Origin of the sequence: Streptomyces sp. NPDC088812 (genome assembly GCF_044750285.1) — a bacterium.
Lineage (GTDB): Bacteria > Actinomycetota > Actinomycetes > Streptomycetales > Streptomycetaceae > Streptomyces.
Map to the genome: position 1 here is coordinate 87693 of NZ_JBIVJP010000024.1, position 19246 is coordinate 106938.

22 protein-coding genes are annotated in these 19246 nt (G+C 70.9%); 4 read left to right on the forward strand and 18 right to left on the reverse strand.

Annotation, left to right across the window (positions count from 1 at the left end):
* Nucleotides 1–1083: a tyrosine-type recombinase/integrase gene (locus ACIP67_RS34210; RefSeq protein ID WP_401697094.1), complete on the reverse strand. Its 1083-nt coding sequence runs from the start codon at nucleotides 1081–1083 to the stop codon at nucleotides 1–3.
* Nucleotides 1084–1219: 136 nt separating this feature from the next.
* Between ACIP67_RS34210 and ACIP67_RS34215 the strand changes: the two genes are divergently transcribed.
* A complete protein-coding gene (locus tag ACIP67_RS34215) occupies nucleotides 1220–1714 on the forward strand; it encodes a hypothetical protein (RefSeq protein ID WP_401697096.1) in 495 nt (164 codons plus the stop codon).
* Nucleotides 1715–1777: 63 nt separating this feature from the next.
* On the opposite strand, the gene ACIP67_RS34220 is transcribed toward ACIP67_RS34215, so the two are convergent.
* From ACIP67_RS34220 to ACIP67_RS34275, 12 genes are all read right to left on the reverse strand, one after another.
* Nucleotides 1778–2131, reverse strand: coding sequence for a hypothetical protein (locus ACIP67_RS34220; RefSeq protein WP_401697098.1), 354 nt, complete (start codon nucleotides 2129–2131; stop codon nucleotides 1778–1780).
* A gap of 55 nt (nucleotides 2132–2186) precedes the next feature.
* Nucleotides 2187–2366, reverse strand: coding sequence for a hypothetical protein (locus ACIP67_RS34225; RefSeq protein WP_401697100.1), 180 nt, complete (start codon nucleotides 2364–2366; stop codon nucleotides 2187–2189).
* The gene (locus tag ACIP67_RS34230; RefSeq protein WP_401697101.1) at nucleotides 2363–2674 is read right to left on the reverse strand and encodes a hypothetical protein; all 312 of its coding nucleotides are present in this window, start codon (nucleotides 2672–2674) and stop codon (nucleotides 2363–2365) included. Before ACIP67_RS34230 ends, ACIP67_RS34225 begins: the two co-directional genes overlap by 4 nt.
* Nucleotides 2671–2895: a hypothetical protein gene (locus ACIP67_RS34235; RefSeq protein ID WP_401697102.1), complete on the reverse strand. Its 225-nt coding sequence runs from the start codon at nucleotides 2893–2895 to the stop codon at nucleotides 2671–2673. Before ACIP67_RS34235 ends, ACIP67_RS34230 begins: the two co-directional genes overlap by 4 nt.
* Complete coding sequence (locus tag ACIP67_RS34240; RefSeq protein ID WP_401697104.1) at nucleotides 2892–3275, reverse strand: hypothetical protein; 384 nt, start codon at nucleotides 3273–3275, stop codon at nucleotides 2892–2894. Before ACIP67_RS34240 ends, ACIP67_RS34235 begins: the two co-directional genes overlap by 4 nt.
* 58 nt (nucleotides 3276–3333) lie before the next feature.
* Nucleotides 3334–3537: a hypothetical protein gene (locus ACIP67_RS34245; RefSeq protein WP_401697106.1), complete on the reverse strand. Its 204-nt coding sequence runs from the start codon at nucleotides 3535–3537 to the stop codon at nucleotides 3334–3336.
* A gap of 218 nt (nucleotides 3538–3755) precedes the next feature.
* Nucleotides 3756–5273 (reverse strand): hypothetical protein, encoded by a 1518-nt coding sequence (locus tag ACIP67_RS34250; RefSeq protein ID WP_401697107.1) that lies wholly within the window; start codon nucleotides 5271–5273, stop codon nucleotides 3756–3758.
* Nucleotides 5270–5686: a DUF2742 domain-containing protein gene (locus ACIP67_RS34255; RefSeq protein WP_401697109.1), complete on the reverse strand. Its 417-nt coding sequence runs from the start codon at nucleotides 5684–5686 to the stop codon at nucleotides 5270–5272. The genes ACIP67_RS34250 and ACIP67_RS34255 overlap by 4 nt, the downstream gene beginning before the upstream one ends.
* Complete coding sequence (locus ACIP67_RS34260) at nucleotides 5683–5916, reverse strand: hypothetical protein (protein WP_401697110.1); 234 nt, start codon at nucleotides 5914–5916, stop codon at nucleotides 5683–5685. The genes ACIP67_RS34255 and ACIP67_RS34260 overlap by 4 nt, the downstream gene beginning before the upstream one ends.
* 160 nt (nucleotides 5917–6076) lie before the next feature.
* Nucleotides 6077–6763 carry a hypothetical protein gene (locus tag ACIP67_RS34265; protein WP_401697111.1) on the reverse strand — a complete coding sequence of 229 codons (687 nt, stop codon included), beginning with the start codon at nucleotides 6761–6763 and terminating at the stop codon, nucleotides 6077–6079.
* 51 nt (nucleotides 6764–6814) lie between these two features.
* A complete protein-coding gene (locus ACIP67_RS34270) occupies nucleotides 6815–7012 on the reverse strand; it encodes a hypothetical protein (protein ID WP_401697112.1) in 198 nt (65 codons plus the stop codon).
* Nucleotides 7009–7251, reverse strand: a complete 243-nt coding sequence (locus tag ACIP67_RS34275) for a helix-turn-helix domain-containing protein (RefSeq protein ID WP_401697113.1) — start codon at nucleotides 7249–7251, stop codon at nucleotides 7009–7011. The genes ACIP67_RS34270 and ACIP67_RS34275 overlap by 4 nt, the downstream gene beginning before the upstream one ends.
* A 122-nt stretch (nucleotides 7252–7373) precedes the next feature.
* On the opposite strand from ACIP67_RS34275, the gene ACIP67_RS34280 reads away from it, so the two are divergent.
* On the forward strand, nucleotides 7374–7949 hold the full coding sequence (locus ACIP67_RS34280; RefSeq protein ID WP_401697115.1) for a hypothetical protein: 576 nt from the start codon (nucleotides 7374–7376) through the stop codon (nucleotides 7947–7949).
* A 54-nt stretch (nucleotides 7950–8003) separates the two neighbouring features.
* Here ACIP67_RS34280 and ACIP67_RS34285 read toward each other — a convergent pair whose 3' ends face one another.
* The 5 genes from ACIP67_RS34285 to leuS all read right to left on the reverse strand — a co-directional run bounded on the left by ACIP67_RS34285 (nucleotide 8004) and on the right by leuS (nucleotide 15535).
* Nucleotides 8004–9554, reverse strand: coding sequence for a recombinase family protein (locus tag ACIP67_RS34285; RefSeq protein WP_401697117.1), 1551 nt, complete (start codon nucleotides 9552–9554; stop codon nucleotides 8004–8006).
* Nucleotides 9555–9563: 9 nt separating this feature from the next.
* On the reverse strand, nucleotides 9564–10667 hold the full coding sequence (locus tag ACIP67_RS34290) for a helix-hairpin-helix domain-containing protein (RefSeq protein WP_401697118.1): 1104 nt from the start codon (nucleotides 10665–10667) through the stop codon (nucleotides 9564–9566).
* Between the two features lie 145 nt (nucleotides 10668–10812).
* Nucleotides 10813–11658, reverse strand: a complete 846-nt coding sequence (locus ACIP67_RS34295; protein ID WP_401697119.1) for a DegV family protein — start codon at nucleotides 11656–11658, stop codon at nucleotides 10813–10815.
* Nucleotides 11659–11752: 94 nt separating this feature from the next.
* Nucleotides 11753–12505, reverse strand: a complete 753-nt coding sequence (locus tag ACIP67_RS34300; protein ID WP_401697121.1) for a hypothetical protein — start codon at nucleotides 12503–12505, stop codon at nucleotides 11753–11755.
* A 147-nt stretch (nucleotides 12506–12652) separates the two neighbouring features.
* The gene (gene leuS / locus ACIP67_RS34305; protein WP_401697122.1) at nucleotides 12653–15535 is read right to left on the reverse strand and encodes a leucine--tRNA ligase; all 2883 of its coding nucleotides are present in this window, start codon (nucleotides 15533–15535) and stop codon (nucleotides 12653–12655) included.
* A 507-nt stretch (nucleotides 15536–16042) separates the two neighbouring features.
* Between leuS and ACIP67_RS34310 the strand changes: the two genes are divergently transcribed.
* Together ACIP67_RS34310 and ACIP67_RS34315 are read left to right on the forward strand one after the other, a co-directional pair.
* Entirely contained in the window at nucleotides 16043–17365 is a 1323-nt protein-coding gene (locus tag ACIP67_RS34310; protein ID WP_401697123.1) for a cytochrome b/b6 domain-containing protein, read from the forward strand.
* Nucleotides 17362–18972: an NADH-ubiquinone oxidoreductase-F iron-sulfur binding region domain-containing protein gene (locus ACIP67_RS34315; RefSeq protein ID WP_401697124.1), complete on the forward strand. Its 1611-nt coding sequence runs from the start codon at nucleotides 17362–17364 to the stop codon at nucleotides 18970–18972. The genes ACIP67_RS34310 and ACIP67_RS34315 overlap by 4 nt, the downstream gene beginning before the upstream one ends.
* Nucleotides 18973–19246: the final 274 nt, after the last annotated feature.

Genomic DNA, 19246 nt, shown 5'->3' on the forward strand with positions numbered 1-19246 from the left:
TCACGACGCGTCTCCGGCCGTGGCCTCCAGCCGTTCGGCCATGGCGGCGGCCACCTTGTATGCCGGGTGGTTGTCGAGCCTGCCGCGCCGCCGGTTGTAGCGCTGTGTCGTACGTGGGTCGCGGTGGCCGGCCGCGTCCTGCATCTCGTGCAAGGGCACCCCGGCGTCCAGGCCGTCGGTGATGAACCCGTGGCGCAGGGCGTGCGGCTTGATGGTGTCGGCCTGCGGCAGGTCGGCGCGGCGGGCGAGCACCCGCAGGTGCTTCCAGACTTCCGGTTCGCTCCAACGACGGCCGGTGCCGGTGGTGAAGAGCGGACCGGTGTCGCGGCCGTCGAGGTAGACCATGAGGGCGTCGAGGGCGAGTGGCGGCACGGGTACTGCCTGGACGCGGCCGCCTTTCCTCCGGAGCGGGAGTGTGCGGTGTCCGCGGTCGTAGCCGAGCTGGTCGGCGTTGAGGGCGAGGACCTCGTCGACGCGGGGGCCGAGCAGGTACAGCAGGGCCACCAGGGCGTAGGAGCGCGGCGACCACGAGCGTGCGGTCTCCAGCAGTCGGGCGGTCTCGTCGGGGGTGAGTCCTTCGGTGCTGGAGTGGTCGGGGTCGATGTCCGGGCGGGCGACGGCGGCGAACGGGTCGGCGGGGACCGCGCCGAGTCGGGCCGCGTAGGTGTAGAAGCTTCCGGCGGCCGAGAGTGCTTGGGCCCGCCCGGACGGAGAGAGCGGCTTCCCCGTGGGCGCCATCTCGCCGCGGCGACCGCCCTTGACGCGCACGAGGGTGGGCGCGGTCTCCAGATGCCGGGAGTAGGCATCGGCGAGCGGCAGCGTGGCTTTGAGCGGATGGACGTTGGCGGATCGGGCGTACGCCTCCCAGGTACGGAACTTGCGCCCATACGCCTTGCGGGTGTTGGCGGACCGCTGTCGTGCGACCCATGCGCCGGCGAGGTCGGGGAGCGGATCGCCGTCGCCGTAGTGGTCGAGGAGTTCGGTACGGAGCGCGCGGGCTTCCTCGGGCCAGTCGTCGCGCGGGTCGTGACGGGCCGTCGAGAGTTCGGCCCCGGTGGCGGTTCGGGGTGCGGGCAGGGTCACGGTTCAACTCCCCCGTAGCTATTGGATAACCGAGATTATTCTATACATCCGTGGCGTCCCTAGGGACGGTTGTCACGCATCCATTCCGTTACGGCTACGCGTGACAGACGTCGGGCGCGCGGGTAGCGTTACGGCTATGGGTGAAGAAATGAGTCCGTCCGTCTGCCCGATGTGCGACGGCGAGATCGCCGGACCCGGCTTCCTCGTCGACGCCTTCCGATCCAAGGGGCGCCGTCGCTGGGGTGTGCGCGAACTGATCTGCGAGCCCTGCTATCGAACTGGCTGGCTGACCGTGGACGGCAAGTCCGTGACGGCCGCGGCGGCGACCCGACAGCGCCCCGGCTTCGTGTGGTACGCCCTCGTCGGCCGCGGCGCCGAGCAGCCGGCGGAACCGTGCGCGGCCTGCGGGCGCCAGGTCGTCCGCAACGCCGATCCCCTGCTGAAGCGGGTGACGTGCTCCCACTCGTGCAGCACGTCTCTTACGCGTAGCCGTAACGGAGGGAAGGGGAGCGGCCGGCCGTGCGAGACCTGCGGCAAGGCGGTCACGACCGGGCGGGCCGACTCCCGCTACTGCTCGCCCGCCTGTCGACAGAAGGCGTACCGGCAGCGCGCCAAGAAATCTCACGCTTAGCCGTAACGCGACTGTGCCCGGCCGCCGTGGTGACGACCGGGCACAAATCTTGCGGGCGGTGGCTCAGAACGCCAGGTAGCCACCCGTCGAGGCGCTCCGCCAGGCGGCACGCGCGGAACGCCGCTCCGGGTTGTCGAGCGGGTCCGTGGACGCCTGCGGCTCCTGCTCGCCCTCGTCGTCCGTCTCCTCCCCCGTCGGCACCCACGTGCCGCGCGCCCGCAGCTCACCGAGCCGGGCCGCCTCCCGCAGCTCCTCGTCGCGCTGGTATCCGGGCAGGATCCGCGCCGCGTACAGCTCGGCAGTCGACTTCGAAGTCGGCGCGCTGTCCTGCTCGGCGACACGCTTCGCGTCGCGCGCCCGGATCCGGTCGGCGTGCCGGACCGCGGACGGGTTCACGGGCCTCATGTGGTCGGTCATGTCTGTCTCCCTTGTGAGTCAGTCAGAAGGGTGGGCACTGTTGCCCATCCCTGGGTCAGGCGCCGGATGCGGCGAAGCTGAGGTTGTCGGCGGCCTCTGCGAGCCGGCGCAGCTTGGCCGCGTGCCTTCGGGCGAGCCCGGCTCGACGGGCGGCGGCCAGCTCGGCGCGGCGGCGCTTCTCCTGCTCCGCCCGCCACTTCGCGGCGGCTATCCGCGCGGCAACGATGTCGTTCACGTCCACGGGACACCTGCCTTCAGGGCGACTTCCTCGGCGGCGACGCGGGCCTGTGTCTCCGCCAGGAGCTCGGCGAACTCCGCCGCGTCCTGGGCCCGCTCCGCCGGGGTCATGGGCCGGTGCTCGTCGAGCGGCGGCACCGGCAGCCCCGCTCGCTGTCGTGCCTCGACGATCAGCACATACAGGTCGGATAGCGGCTCGGCGCCCATGGCGCACGCGTCCCGGTGGTGGGCGCACATCGGCGTGTCCGCGGGCTTCGGCGCGGCTTCCTCCAGCCGGGCGAGCCGGGCACCGAGGCGGCGGTTCACCGGAGGTCTCCGAGCGCCATGCCTGCGAGCTCGTAGACGACGCCCCCATGCGGGCCGACGACGGCGAGGCGGGCGCCGGCCGGGGCGTCGTGGCCGTAGGCGCGGACGCCGGCCGTGGACCAGATACAGGTGCCGTACCGCTCGGCCTCTCCAGCGAGGTCGGGGCTGGCACCGATGTGCTGTTCGAGGCGCTCCAGGCGGGCGCTGATCTTCCTGGTCATGCGGCTGTCCTTCCGTCGTTGAGTTCGAGGGCGGCTTCCAGGCGGGCGAGTCGATCATTGAGTTCGGCGTGCTCGGAGAGGCCAGGCAAGGCGGAGATGATGCCCAGGGCTGCGCGGACGCGGATGCTCGGCGAGTCCTCGGTGAGCGCGGCGCGGAGGGTGTCCACGGCATCCCGAGCGGCAGCACCGAGGGCAGCGACGGCTTCGGAGAGGATTGCCCGCCGGGCGTCCTGGATTTGGGCTTCGAAGACGGGGTCTTCGCGCCACCTTCGGACGGTTCGCCCGGATACGCCCGCAGCCTCTCCCGCCTTGTCGGTGGTGTGCCCTTGGGCGAGCAGCAGGGCGACGCCGGTTTTCGCGTCCAGGTCACTTACGGCCATCGGTGGTCATCTCCTTCATGTAGTGCAGGGCTGGCCGGTCACCGGTTGCGGCCGGTGGTCAGTGGTCGCCGGAGACGGGCCAGCGGGCGGCGAGGATCTCGGCCATGTGGCGGGCGTTGTCGACGTCGTCCTGTGTGGGGGCGACGTAGAGGACAAGGCCGGTGTCCAGTTCTTCGATGGGGTGGCCAGCGCGGAGGTGGGCCAGGCTCTTGGCGATGTAGCCGACGGGGCCGAATACTTCGGCCTCGGTGAGGTCGTTCATGTTCGCTTTCCTCAGGTTGTGACTCTGTGTGGTGTCGGAACCGGGGTTGTCGGAACCGAAGTTCCGACAGTGGTTCGCGGGGTGACCTGGGAGTTCGCGCGCTACGCGATTCCCCCCCTGGAGGTTTTGTCTATTAATGTCCGAATTAAGGGCGAGAGGCTGTCGGAACTCTGGTTCCGACGGTTCCGACGTTCCGACAGCACTCCCCGTGATCACAGCTACTCCGGCGCCACGGAGCCAGCAGCCAGCAGACCGCCCTGTAGCGGAACCAGCCAGCCCTGTTCGCAACCGTGCTGGAGTGCCGCCGCCCACAGCGAGCCGTCTTCTCCGGACGATCGGTACTTGTCGCGGTCCTTCGTCGCCACGCAAGCCCGGTTGACGTCACGTACCGGGATCTCGCCGCCTTGGCGGATGAGGTAGCGGTGGGCGCGCTTGGCGACGTTCACGACGGACGGGTGCACTCCGTTCATAACCTCGTACACCGCCGCCTGGGACTCCACGGCCGTCTGGACGGCCTCGGCCCGGCGCGCGTCCTGCTCTGCCTGCATGCGCCGCCTGGCGGCTTCCTGAACGCTGTCACGGACCTTCCTGGACGTCTGCCACATCACAGTGGCCATGTCCCAGTCCTCTGCCGTAACCGACGTACGCCCGTGCAGCAGGGCAAGCAGTGCGGAGCCCTTCACCCGCCACAGAGGCTCATGCGTGTCCAGGGGGGCTTCCTGGCCGCGACCAAAGGAGATCTCCAGCCCGAGGTCGTCGAGCTCTTGCGTGACGTGCTCAGGCACCGGGATGACGATGTTGCGGAGCGATGCCACCCAGAAGGTGACCGGGGTGTCCTCGCCGTTCTTGGTGGTGACGGCAACTGGCCCTGTCCTGGCCGGCCTCTTCTTCGGGGTGTCGGGACCGAGTGTCGCGTGTGCCCAGGCCAGGCGCTGCGGGAGGCCGATGGATCCCATCTCCAGCAGCTTCGCCGCGGGCTCCTCCTGCACACCGAGCGACATGGACAGCGTGTAGGCACCCTTGGGCAGGGCACGACGCCGTTCGACCTCGGCGTTGCTGGTGCCCTGCCGCTCGCTCATCCAGGCCTTGCAGAGCACGCCGTTGAGTGTCGCGGCGGCGGACATCTGCGCCATCTGTTCGAGGATGCTGCCCTCGGTAGCGAGGGCGTAGCCGCGGGTTCTCCTCTGAACGAGGATCTTCTTCTTCCCGTCGTCGCCGTCGGGGTCGATGTCGAGGTCGAGGTAGGCGGCGATCAGGCCCTGCCCGGTGGAAATGTCAATGTAGGCAAGATCAATGTTCGGGAAGGGTGCAAGTTCCTCGGCGGTGTTCTCCGCCTGGCCTTTGCCGCTGCCGGACGGGCCGAACAGTCCGCAGTACCAGCCGAGGGTGGCGGGCTGGTGGATGCCGTTGTCGACGCGGACTGTGGGGTCTGCCATGGCTGCGGTGCGGGCGAGGACGGCATGAAATACGGCGTCGGGTGAGGTGCGGCGGGCATGGGACATCTGCCGGATCTGCTGGAGGGTAGGCGTGGCGTTCCAGAAGGTGTCGGGCAGTCGGTCCTCGGGTGCGTCGTCCGCAACCTCCCCGCTCGGCATCCAGTCGGCGTCGCCTTCCACCGAGGGCTCGCGTTCCTCACTGCGGCACTGCATGTGCTGGCACGGGAGGTACTGGCCGTGCTGCTCGCACAGCGCGGGAACGCCCAGGAGGTTCGCGGCCAGGTCGAAGGTGTCGGTCACGCGTCTGCCTCCCCGCGGGGAAGGTCGACCTGGCGGCCGTCGACGAGGTGCCGCCGCCATCCGGGCCGGCCGGGAATGCGGACAGGCGGCCAGCCGTCGGCGGCCTGCACCGGGATGGCAGGCGTCGCCCTGGCGGCGGCGTCCAGCTCGGCGAGCGTCTTGCGGGTGGCCAGGGGTTCCCGATTGCGGGACGCGTCACGGAGCCAGGCCACCAGGTTTTCCTCGTCTCCGAACTTCCGCCACATCTCTGCGGCCGCGATCATGGCGGCGGCCTTGCGGGGGTCGCCGTTGGGGAGTTGCTGCCACTCGGGGGCGCCGTAGCGGGGCGGTTCGTCGTGTCCGTCGAGGAGGTCGCCGACTCGGGCGGACGCCCACAGGGAGACCGGGTCGTCGGCGCGGGAGATCTGCGTCATGACCGTGCCTCCCGCTCGTCGATGACGGTGTCGGCGGTCATCTGGACTTCCGCGGAGATCCGGCGGGCGGTGGTGCGGACGAGGTGCGGCGAGGGCTGCTCGTCGAGGATCTGTCGTACGGCCTCGCGGAGTTGCGCCCAGGGTGCGCGGGCGGCGGCGAGGGCGGAGCTGGGGGTGTCGGTACCCGCGGGGGTGCCGGCGGTGGGGGCCGTCGGCTGGTGGTTCGTCACTGGTGCGTCCTTGCGTCGCGAGCGAGGCCGGTGCGGGTTGTGGTTCTTCTCGGCTTCGCGAAGTGGTCTGGACGGGTGCGGGTTGGGGGGTGTCCGGCCGCCGTACCCCGCCACACCACGAGCGGGCGGCGGGTGCGGCGACCGGACGGTGGGTCATGTCTCAGGCGCGGCCGGCGCGGCGGGCCCGCGCCTCCTCGTCGAGACGGGCGATCTCCGGATCACCGTCGAAGTCGTCGGCGGCGACCCGCTCGGCGAACTCGATGACGTCCGCCAGCTGCACCGTGAACGTGCGCAGATCGTTCAGCGCCTTGCGGGCCTTGGCGGGGCTGATCTCGGCCAGGTGCAGCCCGTAGCCCAGCCAGACGCTCGTCTCTCGCCCGAAGGCCTGCGGCTGGTCGTTGGTGACGACGGTCTGCGCGGTCAGCCACGGCAGGTTGTCGGTGCCGTCGGAGTAGCCGGAGCATTCGAGGTCGGCGGTGCGGAGGCTGGTCTCGACGGGCGCGGTGGAGTGGGAGTCCAGCGCCTGGGGGTGTCCGTGCTCGACGACGCAGAATCCGGGGCAGCCCCAGCGGAGCATCCACTCGGTGCCGCGTTCGGCGGCGGTGAGCGGGCGGGTGTTGGCCTGGGAGAGTTCGGCGATCATCGTGTTGGCGAAGTTGGCCGCGAACTCCGGGGTGTAGTGCTGCGGCAGGGCCTTCTGCATGGCCGCCGCGACGGCTCCGCGGATGGCGTCGCTGATGTTGTCGGGGTTGCTGACGGGCTCGGCGGGCGCCGCCTCGCTACGCGGGCGTCCCTTCATGGCGGGAACTGCGCTGGTGCTGGGGCGAGCCATCGTCGTACGCTTCATTTGAGACTCCGTTTCTGCGCCGGCCGGGTTGCCCCCCGGCCGTTCGCGTTTTCAGCTAGCGCACTGGTAGGGGTTCTCGATTGACGGCGTCGCGGTTGCCCCCGCGGCGCTGTCGTCGTTGTGGGGCCGCTGCGCGGCGAGGCCGAGGAGGGCTACGAGACGGCGTGCCTGCGCGGGGGTGAGGTCGCGTTCCGCGTACAGGTCCGAAAGCGTCCGGCGGGGCGTCTTAGCCGGGCTACTGGCACTCATGCGACCCGGTCCTGGTGGTGACCTGCGGTAATTCCGAGGATGTCCGCCAGCTTGAGGGCGGCCTGCGCCCTCGGCTGCACGTCTCCGGTCTCCCAGCGGGAGAGCGTCCCGGGCGCCTTTCCCATCGCCGCGGCGACTTCCCGAAGAGACATGTGCAGGCTCTTGCGGCGTTCGCGTGCCTGGCCGGAAGCGAGCATGCGACGCACCTCGGAAACCCTTCGAAGGGCTTCGATGTCCATGGGTCAAGTGAAACACTTGCGCCCTTCGCTTGCAACACTTCTGGCGAGTGTTCACATCGAGTGCAACGCGCACTTACGGGTAGGTGTTGCACACGGCTGAGCCTGTCGACGACGATGACCCCATGCCCGCACACACCCCCACCCTCGACGTCGACCCACAGGACCCCCAGGCCTGGGGGATCACCGGCGCCGATGCTCGCACCGTCGAAGTCCACGTCAAAGACGCAGGTCACGACGTGTTCGTGATCTTCAAGTTCGGTCTGATTGCCGGGCGCCCCCTGGTGACTCTCGGCTTCAACGTGTGGTCCGAGTGGGGCATCCAAGGAGCCCTCAGCAACCTGCCGATCACGCGTTGGGAGAAGGCCGCGAGAGGTGCGGCAGAGCGTCGTCTAGTGGTAGACGGCCCATACGGGCAGGGCGTTTCCCCAGACGACTTGGCCGAGATCCTGGTGAACGAGAGATTCCCAGAGCTGGCAGACGCCACAGGCGGGAACGCGCTCCGCCGGCGCAACAGCCTCCTGAACCTGGCGAAGATGGCAGCCGAATACGCCGAGATCATGGAGTCAGGCGCGAAGAACCCAGCTCAGGTCCTCGGCGACCGCTACCACGTGTCTGCTGCAACGGTGCGCAGCTGGCTCCATCGAGCTCGAAGGGAAGGACTTGCGCTCGGAAGCGCTCACCCGAACGCAGTCCCGTAGACACGCATGACGAGGGCCCCGTACCTGGTTGGTACGGGGTCTGTTGTTTGCTTGCTAGTCGTTGGGCCTCGGCCAGTCCATCGGCACCAGCCGGGCCGGATTGAACTTGTTTCCCCAGCTCCGCTCGTGCGGGAGGACCTCGTACCCAGGCATCAGCGACAGCAAGACTTCACGCTTGTCCGCTGGGGCCAGCGCGCGCCACCCCGCCTCGACGTCTCCGGCCAGAAGTTTGCGTAGCACCCGCGGCGCCCGGGATACCAGCAGGGCCCGGGACTCCTTGATCCGCTTCTCGATGATGCTTCGGGCTTCCTTATATTCGGCGAACGTGACCTCACGGCGAGCGTAAGCGCCGGCCAGTTCTTTCATCTGTGCCTCGTCGGCGGCCAGCTCGGCACGGGCCTCGTCGCTGACCTCGGTGTCGGCGGCGGTCCGCAGCTGCTCGAGGATGCGTGGCTTGCCGAGCAACTCGAGGACCTGGCGCTCCACCTCGTCCTCGACGAACGACGCCTTGACCGCCATCTTGCCGCAGCCTCCACGATGGGTGGCGCACCAGTAGCGCGGGCCGCCGTTGCCGTGGCCGCCCTCCAGCAGGCGCCCGCACCTTGAGCACTTCAGTGCGCCGTTGAGCCACCGCTGAAGGGCGAGGTCTGTGCCGCCGGCGCGCATCGCCAGCCGCTCCCGAATTCGCTCCCACTTCTCGGGTTGAATGATGGGCTTCCATACGGCCTTGCCGACGACCTCGCCCTTGTGTGCGCGCAGGCCTGCGACGGAAGCCTTGGAGATGATGGATCCCACGCTGCGGCCTGACCACTTCACTCCCATGGCGGTGGGCACCTTTCGGTGCTGCAGGTCTGCGGCGATCGAATGCAGCGACTCCCCGTTTTCAAGATCGATCTTCGCTCGCTGCTCTGGTGTCCAGCCGTCCCACTCTCCGAGGATGCGGTCACCGATCTCCCGGAGGATCTCGGCCTCTTCTTCGACGATCTCGTGCTCAGTGCTGTATCCGTATCCGCGGAACCCGCCCCCGCCCGGTTTGCCTTCGGCGGCCAGCTCCTCGTGCTTACGTGCGACTCGGCGGGCGGTGTCGCGGCTGGACTTGTTGGCGACGGCGACCATGACCCGCGCCATGGTGACGTCCGCGTCGTTGTTCAGCCGGAGTGACCCGGTGACGGACTGGACGGGGATGCGCGGCCGGCGGGACTCCACAACGTCGATGAGGTCCTCGAGGTCGCGCGGGTCGCGGGCGACGCGGTCGAGGTCGTCGGCGATCAGCCCGTCAAACTCGCCGGCCGCGAGCCCGTCGAGGGCGGCCCGGAATCCTGGCCGCACGGTGCGGAGTGCGATCGATCCGTCGGGAAGTTTGATCTTCCGGCGCTTGAAGGCAGAGGTGTCGTCCTCTGGGATCACCTTGACGATCTTCCAGCCAAGCTGTGCGGCGAGGGCACGGCCGTCTTCCTCCTGTCGGCCGATCCCTTTACTGACGGCCCGCATCCGGCGGATCGTCGCTGGTGTGTCGTCGCTCTGCTCGGCGGCGGCTTCCTCGGCTTCTTCTTCCGCCTTGCGGTAACTGATCCGTAGGAGGAGAACAGCACGCTGTGGGGTCATGTCCGTAGATTAGCATTGACAAGTCGGATCGCCGATGCCGTTCACCTCGCGCAACTCGTCCACGGAGCGGAACCCGCCGTGTCGCGTCCGGTGGTCGACGATGTGCTGCGCCAGCACGGGCCCGACGCCCGGAAGTGTGTCGAGCTGGGCGACGGTGGCCGTGTTGAGGGAGACCGGGCCCGCCGGCGCTCCTCCCGTCGCGCCGCTCGCCGCCCCCGCGCCCGCCGCCCCCGGGACTGCGCCGGCCGCGGGGCCTCCGACGACCACCTGCTCGCCGTCCACGAGGAAGCGGGCCCGGTTGAGGCCGCCGGTGTCGGTCCCCGGGCGGACGCCACCCGCCGCGGTCAGTGCGTCGACCACGCGTGAACCGGCGGGCAGTCGATGGATCCCGGGGTGGCGCACCTTCCCGCTGACGTCCACCACGATCTCGGGCGCGGTCCGGGCGGCGGTGCTCCCGCTGTCCGGCGCTCCCGCCGAAGCGGCGGGCTCGGCCAGTCCGCTCGGTTCCTGCGCGCCGTAGGGCGCCGCCGCCCGCACCACCTCGGGCGCCCGCACGGGCTGGGTCCGGCCGGTCCAGAAGTGCTGTACGGCGAAGGCCGCCACGGCGACGACCAGCACGGCGAGCGCGAGCACACCCCCGCGTTCCAGTCCGCACCGCGCCTGGACCCACACGGGCGTCCGCTCCCGCAGCGCGAGCCCGGCCCGCCGCCACCGGTCCCCCGGACCGCGAACGGGCCTCGTGCCCTCCTCACCCTCCTCGGTCTCCACCGGGGCAGGCGGCTCCCCCACCCGGGCGCGCGGCCGATCCACGATGCCGGCCGGAGCCGCGCCCGCCCGGGAACGCTCTTCCCGGTCCTCGGCCGCACGGAGGTGTTCACCGAGGCCTTCGCCGCTCCCCGCAGGCGGCGGCCCGGTCCCCGCTTGGTCCCGTTCCTCGTCCCGGTCCCCGAACAGCAGCTCCGCCCGCCGGCGCAGTTCCTCCGCCGGGGCATGACGGTTCCTCACCCGGCCGTGTGCGGGCGGTCGTCGGAGCCGGGAGCGTCCGTCGGAGCCGGGGTCGCGCCCGGGTCCGCTGGTCGGGTGCGTCGTACGTGAGCGTGATCGAAGTGCCATGCGTCGAGGATCGGGCACTGCGCGACATCCCGGTGATCTTGCTCATTTTCCGTGGAGGACGGACCGGTTGTGGATAACCCGGCCACCCGTACGAGTGACGATCAGACAGTCTTGCCCCGCAGTACCCACCGCGGGAGGGGCTGCGTCATCGCGTCGAGACCACGGCCCCCAGCAGTCCGGGCCCGGTGTGTGCCCCGATCACCGCGCCGACCTCGCTCACATGCAGCTCGCCGAGGTCCGGCACCCGCGCGCGCAGCCGTTCCGCCAGGGCCGACGCCCGGTCAGGTGCGGCAAGGTGGTGCACGGCGATGTCGACGCGTGCGCCGCCGGCCCGGTCGGCGACCAGCTCCTCGAGGCGGGCGATGGCCTTCGACGCCGTCCGCACCTTCTCCAGGGGCTCGATGCGCCCTCCGTCGAGCTGGAGCAGCGGCTTCACCGCGAGCGCCGAGCCCAGCAGGGCCTGGGCGGCGCCGATGCGGCCACCGCGCCGCAGATAGTCGAGGGTGTCGACGTAGAAGTAGGCGGAGGTGCCGGAGGCCCGTTTCTCCGCGGCCGTGACCGCCTCGTCGACCGTGCCGCCCGTCTCGGCGGTCTCGGCCGCGGCCAGCGCGCAGAATCCCAGGGCCATCGCGACCATGCCGGTGTCCACCACACGCACCGGCACCGGTGCCTCGCGTGCCGCCATGACCGCCGCGTCGTAGGTGCCCGACAGTTCGGCGGACAGGTGGAGGGAGACGATGCCGGTGGCGCCGGCCTCGGCGGCCTTGCGGTAGGTCTCCGCGAAGAGCTGGGGGCTGGGGCGCGAGGTGGTGACGGAGCGTCGCTTCTGCAGTGCCTGGGCGAGGGACCGGGTCGAGATCTCGGTGCCCTCGTCGAGCGCCTGGTCGCCGAGGACGACGGTCAGCGGCACCGCGGTGATGCCGTGGCGCTCCATCGTCCGCCGCGGCAGGTAGGCCGTTGAATCCGTGACGATCGCGACATGGCGGGACATGAGCTGGAGGTTACCTGCCGTAGCGTGCGCGCGGCAGCCCGGCCCCCGCACGGCTTCGCCGGCGCCCGGGCCGCGGCGGCGTCACGCCCCGGGGTCAGGTGGTGCTCTCCGGCCGGGGCTTCTTCTGCCAGGGGTAGGTGGGGCGCGGTCCGGGCGGGGTGATGGCGGGCCGGGCCGGCTGCTCCGCCGTGGGCGAGTCGGCGGTGCCGGGCCAGGTCGGCTGTCCGGCCGGGCTCTCGGCGGCCGGTGCGGGGCTCTCGGCGGCCGGTGCCCCGGGCCACGTCGAGGTGGGTGCGGGCTCCGGGGTGGTCCAGTGGCGCAGGGCGCCGGCCTCGACGTCGATCTGGGCGCTGAGGGTGTCGAGGTCGTCGTCCGCGAAACGGCGGGCCCGGTCCCGGGCCGCCCAGCGCAACGAGTCCGCCGAGGCCGTGATCCGCTCGGTGCGCTCCCGCAGCGACGGCAGCCGCTCGGCGAGAGCGGCGCGGTCGGGCTCGGATTCCAGCCGCTTGAGTTCGCCGTCCAGCTCCGCTCCGTGCGCGCTGAGCCGCTGGAAGAGACCGAGGGACTCCTTGAGGGACGCGTCCTCCGCCACGCCCGCGCGCAGCGCGTCCTGGGTGGCCCGCATCGAGGTGCGCAGGGTGAGCCGGAGCTGGGCGATCTCGCCGGCCGGCCCGGGCTGCGCGAAGGACTTGGCCCGCAGCGTGTGGTCCTCGACCGTGCGTCGGGCGGTGGTGAGGGTGCGGTCCACGCCGCGCTTGGCTGCGCCGACGACCTTGACCGTGGCGTAGGCGCCGAGCGCCAGGAACAGCACGAAGAGCAGGGCGACGACTGCGATCACTGCTTCCACCAGCTCCTCCTTCGGCCACCGCCTCCGGCGCGCCACGCGCCGCTCTTCAACGGTAAACGCAACGGGCAGGCCCCGAGTTCCTGAAGAACCCCGAACCTGCCCGTAGGGGACTACCCCGACCTCCTACCCCGCCTCACACGGGGCGCGTCACGCCGGAACGATGTTCACCAGCTTGGGCGCCCGCACGATGACCTTGCGGATGCCCGCGCCGCCCAGCGCGCTGACGACGTGCTCGTCGGCCAGCGCCGTCTTCTCCAGTTCCTCGTCGGAGATGGCCGGCGACACCTCCAGGCGCGCCTTGACCTTGCCCTTGATCTGCACCACGCAGGTCACGGTCTCGTCGACGACGTACGCCGGGTCGGCCACGGGGAAGTCCCGGTGGACGACCGAGTCGGTGTGGCCCAGCCGGTGCCACAGTTCCTCGGCGACGTGCGGGGCCAGCGGGGCGACCAGCAGCACCAGCGCCTCGGCGACCGGCCGCGGCACCGGGCCGCCGGCCTTGGTCAGGTGGTTGTTCAGCTCGGTGATCTTGGCGATGGCGGTGTTGAACCGCATGCCCTCCAGATCGCCGCGCACACCGTCGATCGCCTTGTGCAGCGCCCGCAGCGTCTCCTCACCGGGTTCGCCGTCGGTGACGGTGACCTCACCGGTGTTCTCGTCGACGACGTTGCGCCACAGCCGCTGCAGCAGGCGGAACTGGCCGACCACCGCGCGCGTGTCCCACGGCCGGGAGACGTCCAGGGGGCCCATGGCCATCTCGTACAGGCGCAGCGTGTCGGCGCCGTACTCGGCGCAGATCTCGTCGGGGGTGACGGCGTTCTTCAGGGACTTGCCCATCTTGCCCAGCAGCCGGGAGACCTTCTCGCCCTGGTAGTAGTACGCGCCGTCGCGCTCCTCCACCTCGGCGGCCGGCACCGCGATGCCGCGGCTGTCGCGGTAGACGTAGGCCTGGATCATGCCCTGGTTGAACAGCTTGTGGAACGGCTCCGCGGAGGAGACGTGTCCCAGGTCGTACAGGACCTTGGACCAGAAGCGGGCGTACAGCAGGTGCAGCACGGCGTGCTCGGCGCCGCCGACGTACAGGTCGACACCGCCGTGCGGCCGGCCCTCGCGCGGGCCCATCCAGTAGCGCTCGATCTCCGGGTCGACCAGCCGCTCGCTGTTGTGCGGGTCCAGGTAGCGCAGCTCGTACCAGCAGGAACCGGCCCAGTTGGGCATGGTGTTGGTCTCGCGGCGGTACCGCTTCGGGCCGTCACCCAGGTCCAGGGTGACGTTGACCCACTCCTCGTTGCGCGACAGCGGCGTCTCGGGCTGGGTGTCGGCGTCGTCCGGGTCGAAGGTGCGCGGCGAGTAGTCCTCGACCTCGGGCAGTTCCAGCGGCAGCATCGACTCGGGCAGCGCGTGGGCGACACCGTCCTCGTCGTAGACGATCGGGAAGGGCTCGCCCCAGTAGCGCTGGCGGCTGAACAGCCAGTCGCGCAGGCGGAAGTTGACGGTGCCCTCGCCGACGCCCCGGCGCTGCATCCACTCCGTGATGCGCGCCTTGGCGTCGACGACGCCCAGGCCGTCCAGGGAGACCTCGGCGTTCGACGAGTTCACGATCTTCGCGTCGTACGAGGCGAAGGCGTCCTCCCACGTCGAGGTGTCCGTGCCGCGGCCGTCGGACGGCTCGACGACGCAGCGGATCGGCAGTTCGAAGGCGCGGGCGAACTCGAAGTCGCGGGTGTCGTGCGCCGGAACGGCCATGATCGCGCCGGTGCCGTAGCCCATCAGGACGTAGTCGGCGATGAAGACCGGGACCTGCTCGCCGTTGATCGGGTTGGTCGCGTACGCGCCGATGAAGACACCGGTCTTGTCCTTGGCCTCGGCCTGCCGCTCGACGTCGGACTTGGCGGCGGCCTGCGCGCGGTAGGCGGCGACGGCTTCGGCGGGCGACGCGTGGCCGCCCGTCCACACCTCGTGCGTGCCCTCGGGCCAGGCGTCCGGGGTGAACTTCTCGACCAGCGGGTGCTCGGGCGCCAGCACCATGTAGGTGGCGCCGAACAGGGTGTCCTGACGGGTGGTGAAGACGGTGATGCGCTCGCCGTCGATGGGGAAGTCGACGCGGGCGCCCTCGGAGCGGCCGATCCAGTTGCGCTGCTGCAGCTTGATGGCCTCGGGCCAGTCCAGCCCGTCCAGGTCGTCCAGCAGCCGGTCGGCGTAGGCGGTGATGCGCATGTTCCACTGGCGCAGCTTGGCCTTGAAGACCGGGTAGTTGCCGCGCTCGGAGCGGCCCTCGGCGGTGACCTCCTCGTTGGCCAGCACGGTGCCCAGGCCGGGGCACCAGTTGACGGGCGCCTCGGAGGCGTACGCCAGGCGGTACTCGCCCAGGACGTCGGCGCGCTCGCCGGCGCTCAGGTCGCTCCACGCGCGCGTGGAGCCGTCGGCGGCCGGCACGGGACGCTCACCGGAGTCGAACTGGGCGATCAGCTCGGAGATCGGGCGGGCCCTGTCCGCCTCCCGGTCGTACCAGGAGTTGAAGATCTGCAGGAAGATCCACTGGGTCCACTTGTAGTAGTCCGGGTCGATCGTGGCGAACGACCGGCGCTTGTCGTGGCCCAGGCCCAGCCGGCGCAGCTGGGCCTTCATGTTCTCGATGTTGGCCTCGGTGGAGACGCGCGGGTGCGTGCCGGTCTGCACGGCGTACTGCTCGGCGGGCAGGCCGAAGGCGTCGAAGCCCAGGGTGTGCAGGACGTTGTGGCCGGTCATGCGCTGGAAGCGTGCGGTGACGTCGGTGGCGATGTAGCCCAGCGGGTGCCCGACGTGCAGGCCGGCGCCCGAGGGGTACGGGAACATGTCCATGATGAACTTTTCGGGCCGGGCGACCTCCGCGGGGTCCCCCGCCAGGTCACCCTTGGGGTTCGGCGCCGCGTAGGTGCCCTGGTCGTCCCAGACGTCCTGCCAGCGTGCCTCGATCTCGGCTGCCACGGCGGCCGTGTAGCGGTGCGGCGCGGCTGCCTCGGCGGCGGCAGCGGGGTTCGTCTCGCTCATGATCCTCAAAGCTCCATCGATCGTCTCTGCCAGCGGCTGTCACACTCAGGAAACGAAAAATCCCCTCGCACAGGAGGGGATGCCGCGCCGATTCCGAACCGTCCGGTCACCGGCGGTCGGGACTGATCAGCGCGGCTCGCTAAGCAGAAGGCGTACGGCACGCATGGCCTCAGGGTACCGCAGCCCCTCAGCACGCCGCGACGGGCTTGACCCGGACCCTCCGCTACCACGGCCGGCACCGGCTTCCCTCGAGCACGACTGAGCACGGCGCGACGCGCTTGCGTATGCCAGGTGGACACGGTGCCGACCGGCACCGGCATGAGCGAAACCGAGCCCGTTGTGCATGCAAGCCGAGGATTACTTCGCGTAACAACCACTAAGGGACATCACAAGAGTCACCTTGTCCTTTGATAACAACGCAATAACTCAAACCTCCTACCCATCGGTATGGCGCCACTTAGAGTGCGGCGGCGGGACCGCTTTCCCGAACTGCTCGGAGTTGCCCCCATGAACCCTCGTCGTAGTAACAGCTCGCTACCCCAGCCGGGCCGGTCGGCCTACGGGGTGGCGACCGCTGTCGTCCTCGTCCTGATACCCGTGGTCGTGCTGGTCGGAGGCGACCGGTTCCGCGAGTTCCTGAACTTCGGCGCGGGCGTGCTGTCCCTCGTCTCGCTCAGCTGTTCGGTGATCTGGGGCCTGGTCGCGCAGGACCGGATCCTCCTCAACACGCGCCAGCGGATCATCGGCCAGGCGGTGCACCGGACGACGGCGGTCGCCTCGATCGCGTTCCTGCTGCTGCACATCACCACGAAGATCGCGCTCGAGCACACCCAGCTCATCGCCGCGATCATCCCGTTCTCGCTCGGCCTCACCGGAAGCGCCGGTCTGATCGGCCTCGGCTCCCTGGCCGGTCTGCTGATGATCTTCGTGGGCTTCACCGGCGCGCTGCGCAGCAGGTTCGCCTCCCCCGCCCCGGTCGCGGCGCGCTGGCGTGCCATGCACATGCTCGCCTATCCGGCGTGGTGCGCCGCGCTCGTCCACGGACTCTACGCGGGTCGCCAGGCCAAGCCGATCTTCGTCATCCTGTACGGCCTCTCCCTGCTGGGCGTCATGGCGGCCCTCGCGCTGCGCGCCGCCCCGCGCCCGGTCAAGCGCGAGGTGGCCGACCGGATCGCCGCCGTCCTGGGCAGCGACGAACCGGCGGGCCGCGACGCCCTGGACGCGAGCCGCGCGCGCGTGGCGGAGGCGTCCTCGCTGCCGGGCTACGAGAGCCTCCCGGGCCGCTCGCCGGCGGCCGACCCGGCGGGCTCGGCCCGCAGGACGGCGCCGTCGTCGGCACCCCTGTACGACACACCGTCGCCCCTGTACGACACGGCCGCGCAGGAGCCCGCGGGCGGCTTCGCGGCCGCCTACCGCGCCGTCTCCACGCCCCCGCGCGCGCAGCGGCCGTTCGAGGCCGACCGGACCGCGCGCATGGACGTGCCGTTCGCCATGCGGCCCACGGAGGCGATGCCCCGGGCCGACAGCGGCGGCAGCACGTCGGGCAGCTGGCCGATCCCGTCGCCGCCGCCGCTCGGCGAGGCGCCCCCGTCGGCCTACGACCCGCTCCAGGACACGGGATTCAACATCCCGGTCTATGGCAATCCGGGCGCCGGGGGATACGGCGGGAGTGATGTGTACGACACCGGTGAGACGAACACCCGGTACGACACGTACAACCCGAACGACACGTACAACAGCGGTCCCGCCGATGAACCATCACCCGGCGCGTCGTTCGACGCACCGGGTTCGGGCGAACCTTGGAACACGCCTTCCGGAGGCCATAGGTGAACGAGGCCCTGCCCGACGTCCCAGAAGTCCGCGTGGTCGGCCTTCCGCAGCTCACGTCGGGCTTCGACCTTGTCGAAAGGCTCGACCTGCCCATGCACCTGAAGGTGCACGGGCCGCTGGAGCCCATGGGCGGGGAGAAGCTCGCGCAGCTCTCCGAACGCATCAGCCTCAAGGGCCGCGGCGGCGCCGGCTTCCCCTTCCACAAGAAGCTGCGCTCCGTCGCCGACGCGGCGATCAAGCGCGGTGTACGGCCGGTCGTCGTCGTCAACGGCAGCGAGGACGAACCGGCCTGCCGCAAGGACACGGTGCTCATCAACCGTGCCCCGCACCTCATCCTCGACGGCGCGCTGCTGGTCGCGGAGGCGCTGGGTGCCCGCACGCTCGTGGTGGGGGTCACCCGCGAGTCCACCCAGCGGTCCATGGAGGCCGCGCTCGCCGAACGCGGCCTGAGCAACGGCCGCCGCTCGGCGCTGAAGGCGTTCGTGCAGCGCAACCCGATCCGCATGGTCACCGGCGCCGCCGCGTCGCTGATCCGTTCCATCGACGGCGGACCGGCGATCCCGCCCGGCCGCAAGGTGAGCGCCTCGCAGAACGGCGTGGGCGGCGCCCCGACCCTGCTGTCCAACGCCGAGACGTTCGCACAGCTGGCCATCGCCGCCCGCATCGGCCCGGAGCGCTACGGCAACACCGGGCTGTACGACGAGCCCGGCACCGTGATGCTGACGGTCTCCGGCGCGGTCGCCCGCCCGATGGTGATCGAGGTCCCCACGGGCGTCCCGCTGCGCTACGTCCTCCAGCTGGCCGGCGCGCCGCCGGTCCCGCAGGGCGTGCTGACCGGCGGCTACCACGGCAAGTGGATCGACGCGGCCACGGTCGACGAGGCGGTCGTCTCCCGCAACTCCCTGGACGCCGTGGGCGGTTCGCTGGGCGCCGGCGCGATCCTGCCGATCAGCCAGGAGACCTGCCCGTTGGGCGAGTCGCTGCGGGTGGCGCAGTGGCTGGCGGAGGAGAGCGCGGGCCAGTGCGGCCCCTGCTACCTCGGTCTGCCGGCCGCGGCCCGCGGTATGGAGGACATCCTGGGCGGCGGCGGCCCGGCCGCTCTGGAAGCGCTCAAGCAGGTCGCCAAGAACGTCAAGCGACGCGGCGCCTGCTCGCATCCGGACGGTTCCGCGATGTTCCTGGAGTCGACCGTCAAGGCGTTCACCGACGACCTGGCGGCGCATGTCCTCGGCAACGGCTGCGGCAGGCCCGTGGAGGGCGTTCTGCCGCTCTTCGAGGGCGGCAGGGCCCCGACGGGCATCCCGGGCGGCGGAGAGCCCGCGGAGTCCGGCGACAGCCGTCAGAAGATCTTCGTGGACTGGACGCTGTGCCGTGGCCACGGCCTGTGCGCCGACATCCTCCCGGAGGTCTTCCAGCTCGGCGCCGACGGCTTCCCGACCGTCGCCCAGGCGAAGGTGCCCCGCTACGCGGAGGCGAAGGCGCTGCGCGCGGTGCGCCGCTGTCCGGCACTGGCCCTGCGCATCGAGGAGGACACCCGCGCGAAGGAGCCCTCCCGCAACCTCCCGGCCCTCTCCCAGGGCCGCGGCCGCCGCGCCCTCGGCCGCTGAGCCGACGGGCCACCGGGGCGGCCGGGAGACGGGCGGCCCCTCCGGACTTCCGGGCTTCCGGGCCTCCCCGCCTCACCGCCTCCCCGCCTCCCCGCCTCCCCGCCTCCCCGCCTCCCCGCCTCCCCGCCTCCCCGCCTCCCCGCCTCCCCGCCTCCGGCGTGAACGGGTGGCCCGGCCACGGGAGTTCATCGGCCACGGGAGCCTCGGCCACGGGCGGACACCACGGACCGCACCCCAGGGCTCACACGGGCATCGCGCGCACGCGCGCGCGTGG